This is a genomic window from Nocardia canadensis (assembly GCF_032656385.1).
Classification (GTDB): domain Bacteria; phylum Actinomycetota; class Actinomycetes; order Mycobacteriales; family Mycobacteriaceae; genus Nocardia; species Nocardia canadensis.
Map to the genome: position 1 here is coordinate 2,084,442 of NZ_JAVCWB010000010.1, position 22,142 is coordinate 2,106,583.

At 70.5% G+C, this 22,142-nt stretch carries 20 protein-coding genes and 1 pseudogene; 6 read left to right on the top strand and 15 right to left on the bottom strand.

What is annotated here, in order from left to right; genetic code table 11:
• The first annotated feature begins 735 nt into the window (after positions 1-735).
• Together Q7X29_RS32915 and Q7X29_RS32920 are read left to right on the top strand one after the other, a co-directional pair.
• Positions 736-2,916 (top strand): Rv0361 family membrane protein, encoded by a 2,181-nt coding sequence (locus Q7X29_RS32915; protein WP_316576324.1) that lies wholly within the window; start codon positions 736-738, stop codon positions 2,914-2,916.
• A gap of 98 nt (positions 2,917-3,014) precedes the next feature.
• The gene (locus Q7X29_RS32920; protein WP_218716176.1) at positions 3,015-4,073 is read left to right on the top strand and encodes a fused (3R)-hydroxyacyl-ACP dehydratase subunits HadA/HadB; all 1,059 of its coding nucleotides are present in this window, start codon (positions 3,015-3,017) and stop codon (positions 4,071-4,073) included.
• Between the two features lie 31 nt (positions 4,074-4,104).
• Here the strand turns inward: Q7X29_RS32920 and Q7X29_RS32925 are convergent, their stop codons facing one another.
• Together Q7X29_RS32925 and fbaA are read right to left on the bottom strand one after the other, a co-directional pair.
• Positions 4,105-5,223, bottom strand: a complete 1,119-nt coding sequence (locus tag Q7X29_RS32925; protein WP_218716177.1) for a BTAD domain-containing putative transcriptional regulator — start codon at positions 5,221-5,223, stop codon at positions 4,105-4,107.
• Between the two features lie 36 nt (positions 5,224-5,259).
• On the bottom strand, positions 5,260-6,297 hold the full coding sequence (gene fbaA / locus Q7X29_RS32930) for a class II fructose-bisphosphate aldolase (protein ID WP_218716178.1): 1,038 nt from the start codon (positions 6,295-6,297) through the stop codon (positions 5,260-5,262).
• 167 nt (positions 6,298-6,464) lie between these two features.
• Here fbaA and Q7X29_RS32935 point away from each other — a divergent pair, with 167 nt between their 5' ends.
• Both Q7X29_RS32935 and Q7X29_RS32940 read left to right on the top strand, forming a co-directional pair.
• Positions 6,465-7,127, top strand: a complete 663-nt coding sequence (locus tag Q7X29_RS32935; protein ID WP_255586704.1) for a DedA family protein — start codon at positions 6,465-6,467, stop codon at positions 7,125-7,127.
• Positions 7,128-7,131: 4 nt separating this feature from the next.
• Complete coding sequence (locus tag Q7X29_RS32940; protein WP_218716179.1) at positions 7,132-7,830, top strand: DedA family protein; 699 nt, start codon at positions 7,132-7,134, stop codon at positions 7,828-7,830.
• Between the two features lie 4 nt (positions 7,831-7,834).
• Here Q7X29_RS32940 and Q7X29_RS32945 read toward each other — a convergent pair whose 3' ends face one another.
• The 3 genes from Q7X29_RS32945 to Q7X29_RS32955 form a co-directional block, all read right to left on the bottom strand.
• Positions 7,835-8,926 carry a glycoside hydrolase family 76 protein gene (locus Q7X29_RS32945; RefSeq protein ID WP_218716194.1) on the bottom strand — a complete coding sequence of 364 codons (1,092 nt, stop codon included), beginning with the start codon at positions 8,924-8,926 and terminating at the stop codon, positions 7,835-7,837.
• A gap of 200 nt (positions 8,927-9,126) precedes the next feature.
• A complete protein-coding gene (locus Q7X29_RS32950; RefSeq protein ID WP_218716180.1) occupies positions 9,127-9,810 on the bottom strand; it encodes a TrmH family RNA methyltransferase in 684 nt (227 codons plus the stop codon).
• A gap of 25 nt (positions 9,811-9,835) precedes the next feature.
• Positions 9,836-10,153, bottom strand: a complete 318-nt coding sequence (locus Q7X29_RS32955; protein ID WP_218716181.1) for a DUF4190 domain-containing protein — start codon at positions 10,151-10,153, stop codon at positions 9,836-9,838.
• 85 nt (positions 10,154-10,238) lie between these two features.
• Between Q7X29_RS32955 and Q7X29_RS32960 the strand changes: the two genes are divergently transcribed.
• Complete coding sequence (locus Q7X29_RS32960; RefSeq protein ID WP_218716182.1) at positions 10,239-10,709, top strand: hypothetical protein; 471 nt, start codon at positions 10,239-10,241, stop codon at positions 10,707-10,709.
• 79 nt (positions 10,710-10,788) lie between these two features.
• Here Q7X29_RS32960 and Q7X29_RS32965 read toward each other — a convergent pair whose 3' ends face one another.
• The 8 genes from Q7X29_RS32965 to clpB form a co-directional block, all read right to left on the bottom strand.
• Positions 10,789-11,727: an alpha/beta fold hydrolase gene (locus Q7X29_RS32965; protein ID WP_218716183.1), complete on the bottom strand. Its 939-nt coding sequence runs from the start codon at positions 11,725-11,727 to the stop codon at positions 10,789-10,791.
• A 68-nt stretch (positions 11,728-11,795) separates the two neighbouring features.
• The gene (locus Q7X29_RS32970; RefSeq protein WP_316576325.1) at positions 11,796-12,494 is read right to left on the bottom strand and encodes a lysoplasmalogenase; all 699 of its coding nucleotides are present in this window, start codon (positions 12,492-12,494) and stop codon (positions 11,796-11,798) included.
• Between the two features lies 1 nt (position 12,495).
• Complete coding sequence (locus Q7X29_RS32975; RefSeq protein ID WP_218716185.1) at positions 12,496-13,554, bottom strand: beta-ketoacyl-ACP synthase 3; 1,059 nt, start codon at positions 13,552-13,554, stop codon at positions 12,496-12,498.
• 68 nt (positions 13,555-13,622) lie between these two features.
• A complete protein-coding gene (gene pyrE / locus Q7X29_RS32980; RefSeq protein ID WP_316576326.1) occupies positions 13,623-14,186 on the bottom strand; it encodes an orotate phosphoribosyltransferase in 564 nt (187 codons plus the stop codon).
• Between the two features lie 76 nt (positions 14,187-14,262).
• Positions 14,263-15,069 carry an SDR family NAD(P)-dependent oxidoreductase gene (locus Q7X29_RS32985; protein ID WP_218716186.1) on the bottom strand — a complete coding sequence of 269 codons (807 nt, stop codon included), beginning with the start codon at positions 15,067-15,069 and terminating at the stop codon, positions 14,263-14,265.
• Positions 15,070-15,129: 60 nt separating this feature from the next.
• The gene (locus tag Q7X29_RS32990; protein ID WP_316576327.1) at positions 15,130-16,281 is read right to left on the bottom strand and encodes a type III secretion system chaperone family protein; all 1,152 of its coding nucleotides are present in this window, start codon (positions 16,279-16,281) and stop codon (positions 15,130-15,132) included.
• Positions 16,282-16,349: 68 nt separating this feature from the next.
• Positions 16,350-17,132 carry a DUF5666 domain-containing protein gene (locus Q7X29_RS32995; protein WP_218716188.1) on the bottom strand — a complete coding sequence of 261 codons (783 nt, stop codon included), beginning with the start codon at positions 17,130-17,132 and terminating at the stop codon, positions 16,350-16,352.
• Between the two features lie 62 nt (positions 17,133-17,194).
• Entirely contained in the window at positions 17,195-19,768 is a 2,574-nt protein-coding gene (gene clpB / locus Q7X29_RS33000) for an ATP-dependent chaperone ClpB (RefSeq protein WP_218716189.1), read from the bottom strand.
• A gap of 207 nt (positions 19,769-19,975) precedes the next feature.
• Between clpB and Q7X29_RS33005 the strand changes: the two genes are divergently transcribed.
• Complete coding sequence (locus tag Q7X29_RS33005) at positions 19,976-20,965, top strand: NADP-dependent oxidoreductase (RefSeq protein WP_316576328.1); 990 nt, start codon at positions 19,976-19,978, stop codon at positions 20,963-20,965.
• Positions 20,966-21,062: 97 nt separating this feature from the next.
• On the opposite strand, the gene Q7X29_RS33010 is transcribed toward Q7X29_RS33005, so the two are convergent.
• Together Q7X29_RS33010 and Q7X29_RS33015 are read right to left on the bottom strand one after the other, a co-directional pair.
• Positions 21,063-21,821 carry an ESX secretion-associated protein EspG gene (locus Q7X29_RS33010; RefSeq protein ID WP_316576329.1) on the bottom strand — a complete coding sequence of 253 codons (759 nt, stop codon included), beginning with the start codon at positions 21,819-21,821 and terminating at the stop codon, positions 21,063-21,065.
• A 34-nt stretch (positions 21,822-21,855) separates the two neighbouring features.
• Positions 21,856-22,142: pseudogene (locus Q7X29_RS33015) on the bottom strand (WXG100 family type VII secretion target); the annotation flags it as partial.

Consider the following 22,142-nt stretch of genomic DNA (forward strand, 5'->3'; position numbering starts at 1 on the left):
GGTCAGCAGCCGTCCGGGCGACCGGGCGACGGCCTCGGCACTGCGCCTGGCGGACAGCGCCCTTCGGGCCCGGGGAATTCCTCGGCCGGAGGCCCCGTCGGCGGCGGCCCGCGTCCACAGGGCGGCCCCGCCGCGCCGCCCCCGCGCCGCGCTCAGCCGGTCGGCCGATCGGCGAACCCGGCTGCCGGACAACAACCTTCCGGCCCCGGCGGTCCGGGCAACCAGCCCGCCGGCCCACGTCAGGGCGCACCCGGTGCGCCGATGGGCCGCCCCACCGACACCCCCGGCGGCCGTCCGGCACCAGGCCAGGGCCCCGGCCCGCAAGGCGGTCCCGGTGGCCACGGCCCGCACAGTGGTCCCGGCGGCGGTCCGGCGTCGGGTCCGGGTAACGCTCCCGGCCCGCAAGGCGGATTCGGCGGCCGCCCGGCACCGGGTCCGGGCAGCGCTCCCGGCCCGCAAGGCGGATTCGGCGGCCGCCCGGCATCGGGTCCGGGCGGCGCTCCCGGCGCGCCAGGTGGCCCCGGCAGGCCCTTCGCTCCCGGCAATACGCCCGGCGGGCAACAGAACTCAGGCCCCGGCAGCCAACGCGTCGCGGGTGGTCCCGGTACCCCGCCGCACGCGGGGCAGCCCGGCTCCGCTCCTGGCGGACGTCCCACGGGCCCGGGCGGGCCGCAGGGGTTCGGACCCGGCAACGCGCCTGGCCGACAGCAGTCTTCGGGTTCGGGTGCGCCACAGGTGAATCGCACGCCGGGCGCGCAAAGCGCTGCGCCGCAGCAGGGCTCCAAGGCGGGCACCTCGCCGCTGGCGGGCCTCTCGCAGGGCCTGCCTGGCGACGATCGCGCGGAACAGATCAGCCCGGACGCCACGAGCCGTGGCGGCGAGCCCCCGGCCGACCTCGCCGGACCGAACGCGCCGACCGCGGCGATGTCGATCCCGGGCCGGAAACCGGCTGGTGCCCAGGCCTATTCGGCCGACGACCGCACCGTCAAGGTCCCGAGCGCGCAGTCCAAGGCCGCCCAGGCAGACATCTCGACCGCGGAGATGAGTCAGGCCGACCGCCCGTCGAAGTCGGACACGAAGGCAGGCAAGGGAACCGCCGCGGCGGTGGGTGCCGCGGCGGCCGGTGCGGCCGTCGCAGGAGCCGCCGCCGCGGGCGCACGCGCGTCCGACGAGAACCAGGCGGCCGACGCGACCACAGGCACCGACGCCGCCGAAGGGCCGGCGCAGGCGGACCGGGGCGCCACCGGCGCCGCGGCGGCGACCGACACGGGCAGGGGCGTGGACGCACCGGACGCCGGACCCGCGCCGGGCACCGATGCCGCAGCGGGCGCCCGGGCGGCCGGACCGGGCTCCTCCGCCGACTCGACCGCTACCACCAGCTCCGCGGCAGACCACGGCGCCGCGGCGACAGCAGGCTCCGCGGCAGCGAGCGGCCCCGCGCGCGCCGATGCCACGGCAGCAGACGCTCCCACGGGCGCGGGTGCGGCGGTGGATGCCGCGACTACCGCTGCCGGGGGTACCGACGCGACCAGCTCCACGGCAACAGACCGCGGCACCGCGACCGAGCCAGGCTCCGCAGCAGCGAGCCGTATGCCAGGCACCCTCGCAGGCGGCACGGCAGGCAACCCCACAGGCAACGCGGCGAACTCCTCCGCAAGCGGTGTGGCGGCGGGCGCTGCGGCAGCCGCCGGCTCGGCCGCAACCCAGTCGGCTCGCCCGGCCACCGGCACACCGGTGGAAGACGCCGCGGCGGCAGCCGGTGGCGGCTCCCAGGCCGTGGGCGCTGCCGGCGGCACGGGTGCGAGCCCTGCGGGTTCGCGGGACTCCGGTGCCGCGCAGCCGGGCTCCGGTGATGCCGACGCGCCCACCGTGTCCGGAGTCGTTGCCGGCAAGGATGTTTCGCGGTCGGGCGAGGCCGACGCGACCGAGAAGTTCCAGACCGGAGCGGGTTCCGGCGGCCAGGGCACGTCAGCGGGCCGTCCCGGCGGGGAGGCGCGCGGCGCGGGTGATCGGCCGGGCGCGGCGGCCGCCGCTGGAGCGGCTTCGTTGCGGAAGGGCGGGGGTGAGGTGCCCGCGTCGGAGGATCAGACCATCGCGATGCGGGTGGTGAATCCGGCGGACGCGCCGACCACCGCGATGCCGGTGCAGCGGCCGCAGAGCACGGATCGGGTGGTGCCGTCCGCGGGTGGCAGGCCGATGACGCCGCCGCCGAATACGCCACGGGGTCCCGCGGGGCCTCGGCAGGCGGGGCATCAGGGGCCCGCCGGGCCGCATGGGCCGGGGATCGAGGAGACGCAGCCGTCGCCGCCGCGTGGACCGAGCGCGCCGCCCAAGCAGGCGTCGGCACCGTCGCCCGCCGACATCCAGCCGACCCGGCCCGCGCAGCAGCTGGCCGAGGGCAAGCGCCAGGACGCGCCGCGACCGGTCGCGCCCCCGCAGCGGATCGAGGCGCCGCAGGAACCGGCGGCCGACAAGCCCGCGCGTTCGAAGCGCTGGCTGCTGGCCGTCGCCGGCGCGGCGGTGCTGGTCATCGCCCTGATCGCGACCGTGGTGGCGCTGATGACCGGCGGGGACAACTCGCCGGAGGGCCAGGTCCGCACCGCGATCGGCGACTACGCCGACGCGCTGCGCAGCGGTGACCTGGACAACCTGCGGTCGAGCACGTGCGGCCAGCTGCACGACTTCTATCAGGGCATCACCGCCGACCAGTTCAAGGGCGTGCATCAGCTCTCGACCGAGCGCGGTTCCATCCCCGTCGTCGCGAGCGTGGATGCGGTGCGCATCACAGGCGACACCGCGCTGGCCGAGGCGACCGTCTACACATCGGCGGATCCGTCCAAGCGGACCGCGCGGACCTTCGACCTGCAGCGCACCGACGGAAACTGGAAGGTCTGCGACCCCGCGGGCACCCCGTAGCGGCGTGTCGACCCGTCGTAGCGGCAGTTGATGACCGCTATGACGGGTCACACATAACTGGTCATCCGGTTGGGTACTCGAGTAACATTTTCCGGATCATGAGCAGGGAACAGACAGTGTCGCAGCCGGGCACCGAAGCTGTGGTCCCGGATGCGTCGCTGGTCGGCCAGCGCTTCGGTTTCCGCGATCACTACGAAGTCGGCCGCGAGAAGATCCGGGAATTCGCCAGGGCCGTGCAGAACACGCACCCCGCCCACCACCAGGAAGTCGACGCGCGCAAGCTCGGGTACGACGGCGTCATCGCGCCGCCGACCTTCGCGTCGGTGATCGGGATGAGCGCCACCAGGGCGCTGCTCGACAGCGTGCTCACCGAGTACGACCTCTCCCAGGTGCTGCAAACCGACCAGGTCTTCGAGATCTACCGGCCCATGCTGGCCGGCGACCGGATCCGGACCGAGATCGAGATCGAGTCGATCCGCCAGTTCGGCGACAACGACTTCGTCAACGTCGGCTTCACGCTGGTCAATCAGGACGACGAGATCGCCGTGCAGGGCACCACCACCATCGTGGCCCGCCGCGGTGTCGAGGTGGACCCCAACATCGTCGAGGCCGTCGAGAACATCAGCATGCACGCGCGCCCGGCCGCGATCGCCGGGGTCGACACCGACGACATCCTGATCCGCCGCACCGGCCCCGCGCCGGTCGCCCCGGCACGCGAGTTCGCGCCGGTCAACACCGTCCCCGAGTTCGGCTCGGTGGCCAAGGGCGACGAGCTGCCCGCGGGCATCGCCAAGGTGACGCGCGGCGACCTGGCCAACTACGCCGGTGTCTCCGGCGACCCGAACCCGATCCACTTCAGCGATCGCGCCGCCGAACTGGCCGGCCTGCCGACGGTGGTGGCCCACGGCCTGCTCACCATGGGCCTGGCAGCCCAGTACCTGAGCGACTGGCTCGGCGACCCGACCGCGATCGCGAAGCTGGCCGTGCGCTTCTCCGGTTTCGTCCCGGTGCCGCCTGCCGCGGCGGGCGTCATCGAGTTCTCCGGCAAGGTCAAGTCGATCGACCCGCAGCGCCGCGGCGCCACCATCCTGTTGAGCGGAATCTCCGAGGGCCGCAAGCTCTTCGGCCGCGCCGTCGCCGAAGTTCGCCTCACCTGAGACGTCGTCGCCGGTGGCCGGGGCGAAACGCCTAGGCCACCGCGATGAACGTCAGAATCGTCGCCCCGATGCGGATGAGGTCGCCGTCGGCGAGCAGCGCGCCGCTGTCGATCGGCACCTCGTTGACGTAGACACCGTTGGCCGAGTGCAGATCCTTGATCAGCAGGCCGGCGCGGCTGGGCATGATGTGGGCGTGGTAGCGGCTGGCCTTCGGATCGTCGAGGACCAGCTCGTTGTCGGTCATCCGGCCGATCCGCAAGCCGCCGTGCGGAATCGGGATGGTGCGACCGTCGGCGAAGCGCAGGTTGCCGTTGCGGATCGAGCGCGGCACCTCGGTGACCGTCTCGGTCATCGCCGCCGCGAGCTGCTCGGAACGCTTGGCCTCCACCACATTCAGCGGTTCCTGCCGCAGCACCCGCTGTTCCAGCTCGATCAGCGCGGCACCGGGATCGATGCCGAGTTCCTCGGCCAGCACATTGCGCACCCGGCGGCACGCTTCCAGCGCGTCGGCCTGGCGGCCGGACAGGTAGAGCGCGGTGATCAGCTGACCCCACAGCGGCTCGCGCAGCGGGTGCTCGTTGGTCATCGAGACCAGCTCACCGATCACCGAAGACGCCCGCCCGCAGGCGATTTCGGCGTCGACGCGGGCGGAGACGGCCAGCAGCCGCTCCTCGTCCATCGCGGTGGCGAAGCCGTCGGCGAATTGCAGACCGGCCAGGTCGGCCAGCGCGCGCCCGGACCACTCCCGCAGCGCGGCGCCGAAGAGGTTGGCCGCGCCGGGGTGATCGCCTACCTCCAGGCAGCGGGTGCCCGCCTCGCGCGCGTTCTCGAACCGGCCGAGATCGCACGCGGTGTCCGGGATCTCGAGCCGATAGCCCGCGCCCTCGGTGCGCAGGACCTGAGCCGAGTCGATGCCCGCGTTGCGCAGGGCCTTGCGGATGTTCGAGACGAACACCTGCAGGCTGGCGGCGTAGGAGTCCGGCGGATCCTCGTTCCAGACCATCTCGGCCAGCACGGCAGAAGACACCGCGCGCCGTCGGTTGACGGTGAGCGCGGCTAGCAGAGCGCGCGGCTTGGGCCCGCCGACCGCCACCGGCTCGCCGCCGACCAGCAGTCGAACGGGCCCGAGCACACGGACATCAAGACTCATGAGCTCGGGCCCCGTTTGATTGTCGCGAAAGGCCGATCAGGAACCGCTGACGGAACGACCGGCCGACTTCAGGTCGTTGCACGCCTCGACGACGCGCGCGGCCATCGAGGTCTCGGCCTTCTTCAGGTAGCTGCGCGGGTCGTAGACCTTCTTGTTGCCGACCTCACCGTCGATCTTCAGCACGCCGTCGTAGTTGGCGAACATGTGGCCGGCGACCGGACGGGTGAAGGCGTACTGGGTGTCGGTGTCGACGTTCATCTTCACGACGCCGTAGCGCAGCGAGTCCTCGATCTCGGACTTCAGCGAGCCCGAACCACCGTGGAAGACGAAGTCGAACGGCTGCGAGCCCTCGGGCAGCGCCAGCTTGGCGGCCGCGACGCGCTGGCCCTCGGCCAGCACCTCGGGCTTGAGCACCACGTTGCCCGGCTTGTACACACCGTGCACGTTGCCGAAGGTGGCGGCCAGCAGGTACTTGCCGTTCTCACCGGCGCCGAGCGCGTCGATGGTCTTCTCGAAGTCCTCGGGCGAGGTGTAGAGCTTGTCGTTGATCTCGGCCTCGACGCCGTCTTCCTCGCCACCGACGACGCCGATCTCGACCTCGAGGATGATGTTGGCGGACTTCGAGAGCTTCAGCAGCTCCTTGGCGATCTCGAGGTTCTCGTCGATCGGGATGGCCGAGCCGTCCCACATGTGCGACTGGAACAGCGGGTTCTGGCCGTTGTTCACCCGCTCCTGCGAGATCGCGAGCAGCGGACGCACGTAGGTGTCCAGCTTGTCCTTGGGGCAGTGGTCGGTGTGCAGCGCGATCGTCACGTCGTACTTCGCGGCGACCACGTGCGCGAACTCGGCCAGCGCCACCGCGCCGGTGACCATGTCCTTCACGCCCAGACCGGAGCCGAACTCGGCGCCACCGGTCGAGAACTGGATGATGCCGTCGCTGCCCGCGTCCGCGAAGCCCTTGATGGCGGCGTTGATCGTCTCCGACGAAGTGCAGTTGATAGCCGGGAATGCGAACGAGTGCGCCTTGGCCCGGCCGAGCATCTCGGCGTAGACCTCCGGAGTCGCGATAGGCACAGCAGTGACCTCCGTGTGTGGGGAGCGAAAAACCAATTCTGTCAGGCGTCAGCCTACTGTGGGCCACTCATGTCACAGATTCGCCCGGTACTGTGGGGGCCGTGACTTTGCTGGCGGTATCCGATGCGGTGACGAACAACCTTGCGTTGACCCAGTTGCTGGACCCGATGTATCTGCTCCAGGAGACCTGGCTCAAGAACGCGGTCCTACCCGCCATCCTGGCCATCGTCTTCATCGAGACCGGCCTGCTGTTCCCGTTGCTGCCCGGTGACTCGCTGCTGTTCACCGGCGGCATGCTGGCCGCGCAGCCGAACCCGCCGGTCTCCATCTGGGTGCTGGTGCCCCTGGTGATCCTCGTCGCCTTCGCCGGCGACCAGTGCGCGTATTGGATCGGTCGCAAGATCGGCCCGGCCATCTTCAAGAAGGAAGACAGCCGCTTCTTCAAGAAGCAGTACGTCATCGAGACGCACGAGTTCTTCGAGAAGCACGGCCCCAAGACCATCATCCTGGCCAGGTTCGTGCCGATCGTGCGCACGTTCATGCCGGTGCTGGCCGGTGTGTCGAAGATGAGCTACCGCAAGTACGTGGCGTTCGACATCGTCGGCGCGGTGCTGTGGGGTGGCGGTGTCACGGTGCTCGGCTACTTCCTGGGCAACGTGCCGTTCATCCGGGACCACATCGAGGGCATCTTCCTGCTGATCGTGTTCGTCTCGATCCTGCCCGCGATCATCACCGTCGGTAAGAAGGTGCTCGACAAGCGTCGCGGTACCGCGCCCACCGAGGACGCGCCCGCCGCCGAGCTGGCCGCTTCGGCGAACGAGATCCGCTGAGCAAGTGACCGCAGTACCGTCGACCCTGGCACTGGGCAGCTTCGAGCCACTGATCTCGGCAGGCCCCGCCGTGGTCTGGACGGTTGTCCTCGTCTTCGTCTTCCTCGAATGCGCGTTCATCATCGGGCTGTTCCTGCCCGGTGACTCCATGCTGATCACCGCCGGCATCGTGATGGCCTCGCACGCCAACGGCGAAGCGCAGGTCTGGGCCCTGTCGGTGGGCACCATGGTGGCCGCCATCGCGGGTAATCAGGTGGGCTATGTCGTGGGCCAGCGCACCGGGCACCACCTGGTCGCGCGCAAGAACGGCCGCTATATCAACACCAGGAATCTGGCCAAGGTCACCGCGCTGCTGGAGAAACACGGGTTCCTCGCCGTGCTGGTGGCGCGCTGGATTCCGTGGGTGCGCACGCTGTGCCCGATGGTCGCGGGCGCGGCCAAGATGGATCACCGCCGCTACACCATCGCCAGCACCCTCGGCGCGATCATCTGGGCCCCGGTGCTGCTGTTGATCGGCTACTACGCGGGCGAGTTCCTCGAGCAGGTGCCGTGGCTGATGCCCGCGGTGATCGGCACGATGATCGTCGGCCTGATCATCGGCACGATCCTGGGCCTGCGCCACTACCGGCAGGAGATGGCCAAGCCGGCCGAGGACTTCGATATCGACCGGGCGCCCAGCGTCGTCGGCGAAGCCGAGCGCTGACAGCTCACAGCCCGGCCGCGGTGACCTGGTAGGCGGCTTCCATCAGCATCCAGCCGGACAGCTGCACCGACAGATCGCGTTCCGGCACGACCGAGGCCGTCACGGAACCGCCCGCCGTGAACTTGCCCGCACCGGCCGTGCCGCCGGGTAAGCGGGCGGGTTTGCTCCAGTCGTGGCCGAACAGCGGCTCGCCCTCGACCTCGAGGCGATTGGCCCAGGCCGCGGTCGCCGACGCCTTCACGATGGCCGCCGCGGTCCGCCGATCGGTCTCCTGCTGCTTGCCGTCGCCGGGCAGCATCAGGGCGACGACCGCCAGATAGCGGGCGAGGATGCCGTTGAACAGGCCGCCGTCGCCGCCGCCACCACCGGAGATCACCAGGCGGGTGGTCATGTGTTCCTCGACGGCGGCCAGCAGGCGGCCGACCCGCGCGAGGTGCCGCTCGTCGTCGTCGATACGCACGGCCAGCTCGGTCTCCAGGCCGAGCACGACGCCCTGGCAGTAGCTGAACACCGGGCGCTCGATCTCGCCGGACGGCAGGTGGATGCCGTCGAGAATCAGGCCGGACTCGGGGTCACGCAGGGTGGCGTCGATCCAGTCGGCCATCTGCTGCGCGCGCTCGACCCGGCCCAGGCGCAGCAGCGCGATGCCCGCCGGGCCGTTGGCGGGGGCATTGAAGAAGTCCGAGCGGACCCGCCACGGGATGCCGCCGCCGGTCTCCGGGTCCCAGGCGCCGTAGAGCTGCTGTTCGAGCGCGACGAGGGCACGGCGGGCGGTGGTCAGCTCCTGGGTGCGCTCGGCGCGTTCCAGCGCGATCGCGAGCCAGGCCATGTCGTCGTAGTAGCGGTTGGTCCAGCCGGTGATGTTGCGGAGCCGGATGGCGCGGGCGATCGCGCCGATCCGCCGCCGCCGCGCGGGCGTGGGGACCCGGTTGGCGGCGTCGACCGCGATGTCGAGCAGATGCGCCTGCCACCAGTAGTGCCAGCCGGCGAAGCCGCGTTCACGCCGGGTGGCAGGCCAGCCGACGACTCCCAATTCCGTTCCGGGACAACCCCACAGCATGCGCAGGTGCCGCGAGATGATCGCGGACTCGGCCATGTCGGCGCGCTCGGACCACAACGCCGGTGTCGGCACGGATCCGGCGCGTTCTGTGGGCTGTGGGCGCCGGCCGCTGCGCGAGGTCATAGGACCATGGTGCCAGTTGCTGCCCGGTTTCCGCGCCCGTTCTGTTACCGATTCGAGGCTGATTCGATCACAACCGGGCCGATACACACATCAAGACGGTCAGGAACCGACCGCTACCAGGCCAGCGACAGGTCGGCGTGCTGCCTGATCCAGGCGTGCATGGCGATCCCGGCGGCGACGCCGGCGTTGATGCTGCGGGTCGAGCCGAATTGGGCGATCGAAACCGTCAGCGCGGCAGCGTCTTTCGCATCGTCGCTGACACCGGGGCCTTCCTGGCCGAACAGCAGCAGGCAGTCGCGGGGCAGTTGCGCGGTCTCCAGCGGGACCGCGCCGGGCACATTGTCGACCGCGACGACGGCCAGTCCCTCGGCGTCGGCGAAGGCGCGCAGCTCGGCCAGATCGCTGTGGTGCACCAGGTGCTGGTAGCGGTCGGTGACCATCGCGCCACGCCGGTTCCACCGCCGCCTGCCGACGATGTGCACCGCGGCCGCGGCGAAGGCGTTGGCGGTGCGGACCACGGTGCCGATGTTGGCGTCGTGCCCGAAGTTCTCGATGGCCACGTGGAAGGGAAAACGGCGCGCGTCGATGTCGGCGACGATCGCCTCGCGGGTCCAGTAGCGGTACGCGTCGACGACATTGCGCCGGTCACCCTCGGCCAGCAGCACCGGGTCGTAGCGTTCGTCGGTGGGCGCCGGGGTGCCGTATTCCTGTTCCCACGGCCCGAGCCCGTGCGGATGCTCGCCCCATTCGGTCGGACCCGCGACCTCGACCTCGGGCGATGGCACTGACTCGTTCACCCGGAGAATGCTAGGTGGGCCCGGGTTACGCCGACGATTCGGCTGCCCCCACGAGCAAGAACACCACCACGCTCGCCACACCGACGAGCAGCGACACCGCCAGCACCACGGTGCCGACGATCCCCATGATGTAGCCCGCGTAGGCCTGCGAGCGCCCGCCCGTCCGGCCCTGCGACGCGTCGATCTCACCGAGCACGGTGCGACCCTTGGCCCAGGCGAACGGCGCGAGGATGCCGCACAGCGCCAGTCCGAGGATGCCGAGGATCAGCACCGTGGTCGCCTGCGGATGATCCGGCGGCGGCCCGTAGCCGGGATATCCCTGGGGCGGGGGCGGAGTGCTCATGCGCGAATCGTAATCGCGGACGCCCCGAACCGGGTGGTGACGCGACCTATCCTGGAGGGCGTAGGGCTCACGGGTGGTTGTCGGTATGGAGCACACGCGCATTGTTCAGGCGCTGAGCTGCGTCGTCGCGATGTATGTCGTCGCGCTCGCGGTCTGGCTCGGCTGGCTCGCCCCGCATACGCCGCCGGGGACGATGCCCTACCAGGTCCTCATCATGGTCGGGTTGTTCGGTTCCGGCGCGGGCATCGCCATGGCGATCGCCTCCATGCCGACCAGGGCCGACCGCAAACTGCGCAGGCACGGGCTGGAGGGCTGGGCGCGTATCGACGGTATGCGCGCGCTGGCACGCACCGACCATTCCAGTGAACTCACCGAATTCGACGTCGAACTGACCGTGCCGGGGTCCGACACGTATCACGGCACGATCGTGGTCGACGTGATGCCGGTGGACAGACCGCGCATGACGATCGGTCAGACCATTCCGATCCGCGTCGATCCGAGGAACCGCGACCGCATCATGCTCCTTCCGCCTTCCCGCGATTCCGGCCAGACGTAGGACGGTCGTCGGCTGAGCAGGCGGCTGCCGGTTCGGCGTGGGGTCGGGTCAGCCCGTGCCCGGCGAGTTACCCAACCGGTCAGCCGGGGGCCGCGTTTGCCGAGGGCAGGGCCACTATCGGGCGGCCGCGACGCAAGGTCCGCTGCCAGCGCTGGGGGTCGAAGATCGCCGGTTCGGTGCTGTCGATGAAGGCCCGGATCAGTTTCACGAAACGGTCCGGGTCGAAATGGTGCGGGAAATGTCCGGCGCCGTCGAAGATCTCGAGCATCGAGCCGGGAAACGCGCGGTGCGCGCGTTCGGCGTGGCCGGAGGGGATGACGGTGTCGCGGGTGCCGCCGATGATGAGCGTCGGCAGGTGCGCGGCCAGGTAGCCTCGGTCGAGCATGGTGATGGACTGACCGCGCCGATCGGCGGCGGCCCGGATCGTGCGCAGGAACGCGTTGCGCGCGGCGGTGTCGGACAGCTGGCCGTAGAGGCCGAGCACGTAGTCGACGTCCGGGCCGAGCCCCAGACCGCCCAGGCTGTTGACCACCGGGATCGCCGCGCGCACGACGGTGCGCACCGGCCAGCTGGTCACGGCCATCAGCCCGGGACCAGCGCCGGGCAGGGTGGCCAGCCGGAACGCCGGATGCACCCCCGCGCCCATTCCCGCCGGGCAGACCAGCGCGAGCCGCTCCACTTTCTCCGGGAACTGGTAGGCGAACTGCATCGCGACCCCGCCACCGAGCGAGTGCCCGACCACGGTGACCCGCTCGATACCGAGCACGCTGAGCAGGTCACGCATGCCGTTCGCGTAGGCGGCGACGGCGTAGTCGGCGCGGGGCTTGTCCGATTCGCCGTGGCCGAGCAGGTCGGGCGCGAGCACGGTGAAGTGCTCGGCGAGCGCGTCGAACACCGGCGCCCAGGTCCCCGAACTGTCGGAGATGCCGTGAATGAGCAACAGCGGCGGCCCCGACCCCGCCATCCGGAACGCGCGGCGATAGCCGTGCACCTCGATGAACTGCACTTCCCCGGTCATCTTCGAAGCGTGCGCGGCGGGTGTTGCCGCCGGAGGACACCCAGGTAAGCGCTGTGTGACAGGGAGTATCAGGCACCGCGGCGGGGCGTGCCCACCGCGGGATCGGTCAGCAGATACTGCGCCGCGGCGTAGGTCGCCAGGATGACGCCCTCGCTGATCCGGCGGGTCCGCTCCTCGCGCGCGAACAGGCGACGCAGCACGATCAGCCCGTCCGACACCGTGAACAGCAGCGCGCCGAGACCGAGCCGACTGCGCGGGTCGCCGTTCGGGATGTTCAATCCGGCGATATTCCGGGCGCCCGGCGCTAGCGCGGGGTCCGAGGCCAGGGTCGCGGCGGTGCCGAGAGTGGCGCCGTAGGCGGTCAACGGCACCGCCAGCACCGGGGCCTTGGCCCGCAGCAGACCGGCCGCGCCCGCCCACGCCACCAGCCGGGGCGCGGCGATCGCGGCCCGCGGCCGGGCACCGCGCCGCCACCACAGCAGCGAGTAGCCGGTCTGCATGACGGCGAACGAGGAGGCGCCCGCGATCAGGCGCTTGTCGTCGTCGGGGTCGATCAGCAGCACGTCACCGACGGTGGCCGCGGCCAGCGAGCCGAGCAGGATCCGGCGTTCGGCCGGGTCGAGCTCGACACCGCTGGTGACGGTGTCGGCCGCCAGCAGCGGCATCAGCAGCGGCTTGGTCAGCCATTGCAGCCGTTCGCGACCGGTGACGGCACCGAAGACGGTGACCGCCGCCGCCGCGAGGTATCCGGCGCGCAGCGGTCGCACGTCAGAAGCTCGTTTCTTTCGGGGCGGGCGGCAGGGTGACGACCTGGCCCGCGTAGCTCAGCCCGGCGCCGAAGCCGAGCAACAGCGCCAGCTGACCACCCTTCGCCTTACCGGTGACCAGCATCTCCTCCATCGCCAGCGGGATCGAGGCGGCCGAGGTGTTGCCGGTGTTCTCGATGTCGTTGGCCATCGGGATGCCCTCGGCCAGGCCGAGGTTCTTCTTCATCAGCTCGTTGATCCGGGCGTTGGCCTGGTGCGGGATGAACACCTCGATGTCCTCCTTGGCCACGCCGGAGGCGTCCAGCGCCGCCGACAGCGCGCGCGGCAGAGTCACCGCGGCCCAGCGGAAGACCTTCGGGCCCTCCATGTGCAGCGACATCCGGCCGATCGGCTCGACCTCGGGATCGGTGCCCTGCATGGCCTGGGCCTTGTTCATGTACGCGAGGAAGTCGACATCCTGGGCGATGGCCTCGGCGTTCTCGCCGTCGCTGCCCCACACCGTCGGCGAGATGCCGTTCTCCTCGGCCGGGCCGACGACCACGGCGCCCGCGCCGTCACCGAAGATCATCGCGGTGCCGCGGTCGGTCGGGTCGAGGCCGACGGTCATCGTCTCGGCGCCGATCACCAGCACGTAGTCGGCCGAACCGGCGCGGATCAGGTCGGCGGCGACGCCGAGGCCGTAGCCGAAGCCACCGCAGCCGGAGGTGAGATCGAAGGCAGCCACACCGTTGAGGCCGAGATCGGAGGCCACCGACGGCGCGCCGTGCGGGGTGAGCTTGAGCCAGCTCGACGTGCACAGGATGACCGCGCCGATCTGGGCGCGCTCGATCGGGGAGTTCTTCAGCGCGCGGTCACCGGCGGCCGCGGCGATCGACCGGATGGTCTCGTCGCCGCTGATCCAGCGACGGTTGTGGATACCGGTGCGCTCGAAAATCCACTCGGGCGTCGAGTCGAGCTTTTCGCACACTTCAGCATTGCTGACGATGCGCTGCGGTCGGTACGCACCGATCCCGAGCATCGCAACGTTGTCGCGACTCTTGTTAACTGCAATGCTCACCACAGGTGACTCACACGTCCTTCAGACTTACCGGACGACCACATCGTCATCCAGGTTTGGCGTTGTTCAGGCTAACCCAGAGCAAGGTCATCGAGCCCGAGGATGGACCGATACTCCAGCCCCTCCGCGGCAATGACCTGGTCAGCACCGGTTTCCCGGTCGACGACAGTAGCGACGCCGACCACGATCGCGCCCGCGTCGCGCAGCGCGCGAACCGCGGTCAGCGGCGAGTTGCCCGTGGTGGTGGTGTCCTCGACGACCAGCACCCGCTTGCCCACGATGTCGGGGCCCTCGATCTGGCGCTGCATACCGTGCGCCTTGGCCGCCTTGCGGACGACGAACGCGTCGATCGGGCGACCCGGCGCGTGCATGACCGCCATCGCGACCGGATCGGCGCCCATGGTGAGTCCACCGACGGCGTCGAAGTCCCAGTCGGCGACCAGTTCGCGCAGCAGCGAACCGATCAGCGGGGCGGCCTGGTGGTGCAGCGTCGCGCGGCGCAGGTCGACGTAGTATTCGGCCTCCTTGCCCGAGGACAGCGTCACCTTGCCGTGCACGACCGCGAGCTCGCGCACGAGCGCGGCCAGCTGGTCGCGATCCGCCTCGGTGAGCGCCTGACGTGCCTGGTCGATCATCGTTTGCGTGTCCTTTCGGTCATGAGCCGGGCCGGTGCTAACGCTACGCGCCGCGTTTCGGCCCAGCGCTCATGGCCTAGGTCCGTCCGCGCGCGTTGAAGAGTCCGCGATTGAGGCGCGTCACCAGGGTTCGTGGGACGAAACCCGCCACCGCGGTGAGCACCTTGTACTGCACGCCGGGCACGCTGATGACCTTGCCGGAGTCCAGATCCTGCAGGCACCCGTCGACGACCTGGTCGACGTCGAGCCACAGGCGCTTCGGCAGCGAACCCATCTCGATGCCCGCGCGCTCGTGGAACTCGGTGTGCACGAACCCGGGGCACAGCGCCTGGACGCGGACACCCGTGCCCGACAATCCACCCGCCAGCCCCTCCGAGAAGGATACGACGTAGGCCTTGGAGGCCGAGTAGGTCGACCCCCGACCGGGGATCAGCCCGGCTACGCTCGCGACATTGACGATCGACCCGGAGGCCGCGGCGATCATCGCGGGCAGCGCGGCCCTGCACAGCTGCAATACCGAGGTGACGTTGACGTCGAGCTGGGCCTGCAGCTCGGCGGGCTCGATGGTCCAGAACTCCCCCGAGTGCGCGAAACCCGCGTTGTTGACCAGGAATTCGAGACCCTGGGCAGCGCGGTCGGCGACCCGGGCGCGGTCCTCGTCGTCGGCGAGGTCGGCGACGAGCACCTCGGCGGAGGTGGCGTAGCGGCGGCCGAGCTCGTCGGCGAGCGCGCGCAGCCGCTCCTCGTTCCTGGCGACGAGCACCAGGTCGTAGCCGAGGCTGGCGAGACGGTGGGCGAAACCCTGGCCGATCCCGGACGTCGGTCCGGTGATCATGGCCACGGGACGGTGCACGCCGGGTAGGCGCACTGGGCTGTCAGTCATCGCAGGTCGATTCCGGTCGAGACGAGTAGGCTGCCGCGGCGCCGATCGCCGCGGCACTGGTCACTTCGGTACCGGCCCCTGGTACGGGCGGAAACCGGGGTGGAAGGGGCCGCCGGGCTGTCCGGATTCGGACTCCTCGGCATGCGGCAGCGGCGGTTCTACGCGCGGACGCGGTTCGGGGACCACGGCCAGCGACGGCCGCTTCGGAGGCTCGCCGAGCGGGCGGCGGCCCGGCGCCGGCTGATCCTCGAATTCGGGATCGTCGAGGTCGGGGTCGTAATCGTCGGCGGTGTAGGCGGGCCTGCCCGCCGGGCGACGGCTGTACTCGGCGTAGTCGTCGGGCTCGCCGGCCGCCTGCGGGGCGGCGCCGCGGGAGCCGAAGCCCGGCTCGTCGCGGTAGCGGTCGTCGGCGTCGAGTTCGTCGTCCGGGCCGGGGAACCGGGTGCGGCCGTGGTCGGAGTAGTCCGCGGTGACCGGGCGGGCGGGCGCGAATTCGCCGGACGCGCGGTCGTCGTCGACGTCGTCCTCGTCGTAGACCGGCCGCGGGCCCGTGCCCAGCGGCTGGTCGGCATTGCTGCGCGGCCGGGTGAACTCGCTCGGCTCGGCGACCGGCGGCAGCACGTGCAGCAGGCCGGACAGGCGCAGCACCGCGTCGATCGCGGTCTCCCAGTCCTTGGCGCCGCTGCCGACGGGCAGCATGCCGAGGGTCCAGTTGCCCTCGCTCCACAGCATCTGCACGGTGTCGGTCAGCGACTCGATGAAGCCGACCATCCGCTGATCGACCGCGTGCCTGGCGATCTCGGGATCGGTCGCGAAGACGACCCGGTCACCGATCGCGCCGAGCAGTTCCAGATCGTGGTCCTTCGGCGGCGACGCGGTCTTGAGCCGCATGTCGACGTCGATCTCGGAACCGATCTGCCTGCGCACCGCCACCAGGGTGGCCGCGTCCTCCAGATCGAAGAGCACGAACTTCTCGCCCTTGCGGATGCCGGAGACCACGTCGACTGCCGAGAGATAGCCGAGCTTGGCCAGTGCGCCCCGACGCCACGTCGAGGCGAGCGCGGGCTCGACCGAAACATAGGTATAACCCTGGGACTTCGCCCAGACCTGGCGGGCGTGCCCGGTCCGCTGTCGCTGGACCCGATCGAAATACAGCAGTACGACCGCACCCACGAGTGCGATCGCCGCTAACCCGAACCACATAGCCGTCATCGTCGCCTAGCCTATCCAGCCGTCGCCGTGATCGCCCGGCAGTGCCGGGCTTTCGACGCGCGGGTCGCTCATCGGGGGCCGCCTGGCAACGCCGTACTGATGATGATCTTGGCGTGGATCGACCCGTCTGGGTTCTTGTCGCCCTGCACCATAACCATGTCGCCGACGGGCAGCTCGCTCGCCTTCGTGCTGGTCAGCGAGATCACCTGGGTGGCATCGTCGATCAGCACCCGAACTGTCGACCCGCCGAGGGTGCTCATGGTGATCTCGGTGCCGGTGTTGGCGGTGATGCTGCCCATCGTGGCACCGAGATCGTCGCCACCGCCGAGACCGGGCAGCCCGGGCAGGCCACTCGCGCTGGGCGGCACGACCGGAGTGGTCTGCCTGCTGGTCGGCGGCGCCACCTGGCTGGTGGTCAGCCCCGACGCGGTGGTGTCGTCATCGGAGGAGTTGCCGCTGAGCACCAGGCCGGCGAGCACACCGCCGACCGCGATCAGCGCGAGCACGCCCAGGCCGAGCGCGATCCACAAACCGGTGTGCCGCTTCGGCGGTTCGCCCTGGTCACCGTCCTGCGGCCGGGGCGGGTAGCCCGGAGGCGGCGGGGCCGGATAGCCCTGGTCGTAGCCGGGGGGCGGCTGGTGTGGTGGCGGTTGCGCTGCGGGATAACCGCTTTCGTAGGCGCCCCACTGCGCGTCGTGCGGAGGCAAGGCCTGCGTCGGGTTCGACGGCTGCCCCCACTCGTCGAATCCACCGCCTCCGTACGGCTTGGTCGAATCCATGCCCGGCGAACCCAACCGTTCGGTCGGCGAATCCTCCGGGCGTTGCCCCCACGGATCGTTCGGGTTCGTCATGAGCTCCAGCGTAGGTCAGCGCGGTGCGTTGGGAGGTCCCTACGCACCGCGCTGTGGATATTTCACGAGCTGTGGACAGCCTCGCGACCGACGACCAGCGTGTCGGTGGCGTCGTCTACGCTCACCCGCACCGTGTCGCCGTCGACGACCGCGCCGGAGAGCAGCTCCTTGGCCAGGCTGTCGCCGATGGCCTGCTGGATCAGCCTGCGCAGCGGCCGCGCACCGTAGGCCGGGTCGTAGCCGCGCACCGCCAGCCACTGCTTGGCCTCGTCGGTGACATCGAGGGTCAGCCGCCGCTGCGAGAGCCGCTTCTGCAGCTGCCGCAGGTTGATGTCGACGATCGACTCCAACTGCTTGGCGTCGAGCGCGTGGAACATCACGACGTCGTCGAGCCGGTTGAGGAACTCCGGCTTGAACGCGCGCCGCACCGCCTCCATCACGTGCTCCCGATCGCCGCCCGCACCCAGGTTGGAGGTGAGGATGAGGATCGTGTTGCGGAAGTCGACCGTGCGGCCCTGGCTGTCGGTCAGCCTGCCCTCGTCGAGAACCTGCAGCAGGATGTCGAAGACGTCCGGGTGCGCCTTCTCGATCTCGTCGAACAGCACCACCGAGTACGGCCGCCTGCGCACCGCCTCGGTGAGCTGGCCACCCTGGTCGTAGCCGACGTATCCGGGCGGCGCGCCGACCAGACGAGCCACCGAGTGCTTCTCGCTGTACTCGCTCATGTCGATGCGGACCATGGCGCGTTCGTCGGCGAACAGGAAGTCCGCCAGCGACTTCGCCAGCTCGGTCTTGCCCACGCCGGTCGGACCGACGAACAGGAACGACCCGGTCGGGCGATTGGGATCGGCGACCCCGGCCCGCGCCCGGCGCACCGCGTCGGACACCGCCTGCACCGCTTCTTCCTGCCCGACGACGCGCCCGGCGACCTCGGTCTCCATCCGCAGCAGCTTGGCGGTCTCGCCCTCGAGCATCCGGCCGACCGGCACACCCGTCCACGACGACACCACGTCGGCGATGTCGTCGGGGGTGACCTCTTCGTTGAGCATCACGTCGCCGTCCGGCGCCGCGCCGCTGACCTGCTCGGCCGCGGCGAGCTCCTTCTCCAGCGCGGGGATCCGGCCGTAGCGCAGCTCGGCGGCCTTGCCCAGGTCACCGTCGCGCTCGGCGCGCTCGGACTCCCCGCGCAGCGCCTCGAGCTGCTCCTTGAGCCCGCGCACCGAGTCGATCGCGTTCTTCTCGTTCTGCCACCGGGTGGTCAGCTGGCTGAGCTTCTCGCGGTCGTCGGCCAGTTCCTGCCGCAGCTTCTCGAGCCGCTGCTTGGAGCCCTCGTCGGTCTCCTTCTCCAGCGCGACCTCCTCGATCTCGAGGCGGCGCACAGCCCGCTCCACCTCGTCGATCTCGACCGGCCGGGAGTCGATCTCCATGCGCAGTCGCGAGGCCGACTCGTCGATCAGGTCGATCGCCTTGTCGGGCAGGAACCGGGAGGTGATGTAGCGGTCCGACAGGGTCGCGGCAGCCACCAGCGCGGAATCGGTGATCCGCACGCCGTGATGCACCTCGTAGCGCTCCTTGATGCCGCGCAGGATGCCGATGGTGTCGGCCACCGACGGCTCACCGACCATGACCTGCTGGAACCGGCGCTCGAGTGCCGCGTCCTTCTCGATGTACTTGCGGTACTCGTCGAGTGTGGTCGCGCCGACCAGGCGCAGTTCACCGCGCGCGAGCAGCGGCTTGATCATGTTGCCCGCGTCCATCGCCGAGTCGCCGGTGCCGCCTGCGCCGACGATGGTGTGCAGCTCGTCGATGAAGGTGATGATCTCGCCCGCGCTGTTCTTGATGTCGTCGAGCACGGCCTTGAGCCGCTCCTCGAACTCACCGCGATACTTCGCGCCCGCGACCATCGCGCCCAGGTCGAGCGAGACGACCTTCTTGTTGCGCAACGACTCCGGGACGTCGCCCTCGATGATCCGGCGCGCCAGACCCTCCACGATGGCGGTCTTGCCGACGCCGGGCTCGCCGATGAGCACCGGGTTGTTCTTGGTGCGCCGCGAGAGCACCTGCACGACGCGGCGGATCTCGGTGTCGCGACCGATCACCGGGTCGAGCTTGCCCGCGCGGGCGGCCTCGGTGAGGTCGGTGGAGTACTTCTCCAGGGCCTGGTAGCTGGCTTCCGGGTCGGGATTGGTGACCCGCGCGCTGCCGCGCACCGTGGTGAAGGCATCCCGCAGCGCCTCGGGGCTCGCGCCGTGCCTGCGCAGCAGCTTGGCCACCTCGGAGTCGCCGTCGGCCAGGCCGACCAGCAGATTCTCGGTCGAGACGTACTCGTCGCCCAGCTCGGTGGCCAGACGCTGCGCGGCGGCCAGCGCCGCCAGTGCCTCGCGGCCGAGCTGCGGTGTGGTGGTCGCACCGGTCGCGCGCGGCAGCCGGTCGGCGATGTCGCCCGCTTCGCGCTCGACGGTCGCCGGGTCGACGCCGATGGCCTTCAGCAGCGGGGCGGCGATGCCATCGGTTTGATCCAGCAACGCCACCAGCAAGTGCGCCGGACGGATCTCCGGGTTGCCTGCCGCCGAAGCGGCCTGAAGGGCGGCGGTCAGCGCCGCCTGTGTCTTGGTGGTGGGATTGAACGAGTCCACAGATCTCCTCGGGTAGGTCAGGTATCGACTGGTTCAACGCTCACAAAGTTGAGTCTGTTCCACTCAACTCCAACTTTTTCCGGTGGGCACCGAATCGGTCTTCACGCTACGCCGCGACACCACCGAAGACGATCAATCACCGCACGTCGCAAGGCTGTCCGCCTAGGATTGCCGTGCCCGGACCACCCGAGGAAGAGGAGCCGACCGATGCGCGCGATCGTGGTTCAGAAGTTCGGTGCCACTCCCGAACTGGCCGAGATGCCGGTGCCGGAGCCCGGGCGCGGGGAGGTGCAGGTCGCGCTCGACGCCGCCGGGGTCAACCCGTTCGACCTGAAAATGGCCGACGGCCTCCTCGAGGGCAAGATGCCCACCGACTTCCCGATGATCCTCGGCGTCGACGGCGCCGGCACGATCTCGGCGGTCGGCGCGGGCGTGCGCTCGTTCGCCGTCGGTGACCGGGTGGTCGGCAAGTTCCTCACCGCACCCGCCGGGCACGGCAGCTGGGCGCAGTACGCGACCCTGCCCGAGGACGCCACGCTGGTGCCGATCCCCGAGGGCGTCACCTCGGTCACCGCCGCCGCCCTCCCGGTCGCGGGCGTCACCGCCCAGGACCTGGTCGACACCGCCCGGATCCGCCCCGGGCAGACGGTGCTGATCGTCGGCGCGACCGGCGGTGTCGGCTCCTTCCTGGTCCAGCTCGCCAATATCGCCGGCGCCCACGTGATCGCCACCGCCCGCGGCGACGCCGCCGACCAGGTCGCCCGCCTGGGCGCCGCGGAAACCATCGACTACACCCAGATCCGCCCCGCCGATCCCACTGTGGTCGACCCCGACCCCGCCACCCAGCGCGACTCCAGCATCACCGGCGCCGTCCGCTTCACCCATCCCGACGGCATCGACGTCCTCTTCGACCTGGTCAGCAGCCCCGCCGATTTCGCCACCCACGCCACCCTCGTCCGCCGCGGCGGCCGCGCCTACTCCACCGTCTGGGCCGCCGACGAGCCCACCCTGCGCGAACACGACATCGCCGGCGGCAACTTCGAATCCAAAGGTCGCGGACCCGAACTGAGCCGCCTGCTCGCCCGCGTCGCCTCGGGCGACGTGGTCGTTCCCGTGGAAGCCACCGTCCCCCTCGAAGCCGCCCCGGCGGTCCTCGGCGCGGGCAGCGCTCGCGGAAAGACTGTCCTGGCCATCTGATTCCAGCCGACGAAGGCGATCCATCGATGTATCCGGCCGCAGATCATTCGGCTGTCGAGTGGCGCGGTCGGGGCACCGGCGGCGAGCACTGGCGAGGTCAGCGGGGGCGGTAGATGCCGGATCTGGCCCTGGTCGCGGTGGTGGTGAGGATCGTGGCGAGAGTCGAATGGAGGCGGGTGGGGGTGGTCGGTTTGGCGATGAAGGTGGTTTCGCCGTAGAAGACGTAGCGGCCGTCGTTGGTGAGGTCGTGGAGCTGGAAGTCGTCGCGGCCCTCGGTGTGGCGGTTGTCCACGCTGGCGTGGGCGTAGACGCCGATGTGGGTGAGGGTGTCGGTGGGTTTGGCGAGGAAGGTTTCGAGTTGTTCGCGCGGGGTGGGGTTCCACAGGTCGCGGACATGCGGGCGGGGAGCGGCGAGTTCGGCTGCGGTGACCTTGATTTCGCGGCCGGAGCCGGGACCGACCTTCGGGAGGGTGGACAGGACCGCGGCGGCGAGGTCGTCGGGGGCCATCAAGTACAGGGCGATGTCGCCCGGGTCCGAGTCTTCGCCGGGGGCCTGAACGGCCAAGGCGGCGTAGGTGTCCCGGGTTCCACCGTGTGCGCGGATCGTTCTCGTGCTGCCGGAACCGCCCGCCACTTCGACGCGCGCGTGCGGAGCCAACAGCGCGGCCATGGCGGCGTCGAGGTCGCTGTCGAACTCGGCCATCATGTTCTCGGCGGCCTTGCCGCGCAGCCGGCGGACCTCCGCCCGGGATTCGACACCGACGTGGCGGTGGTGCAGGGGGTACGGCAGCACGTCGCGTCCCGCCGCCTCCCAGAGGGTGCGGAAGTCTAGAGCGGTGAGATGCCAGGTGCACACGGGGGATCTACTCTGTTCCATCAGGTTTCGCGATTCAGTCGGCGCCGATGACGGGCGGCACCAGCTTGGGCGGATTGTCCAGACCGGTGAGTTCGTCACCGTGTTCCTGGGTGACCAGGTAGTCGGGAATGCCCTTGGTGGATTCGTCGTCCTTGCCCGCGCCCCTGCCGCCGGGGACGCCCATGCCCGGCATGCCCGCCCGGCCCGCGGCCCCGCCGCCCGCGCCCGCGGCCCGCGCGCCCGCCGCCGTGGTCCCGGCGGCCGCGCCGCCACCGGGGACCGCGCTGCCCGCAGCGGGCGAACCCGGCGAGCCGGAGCCGG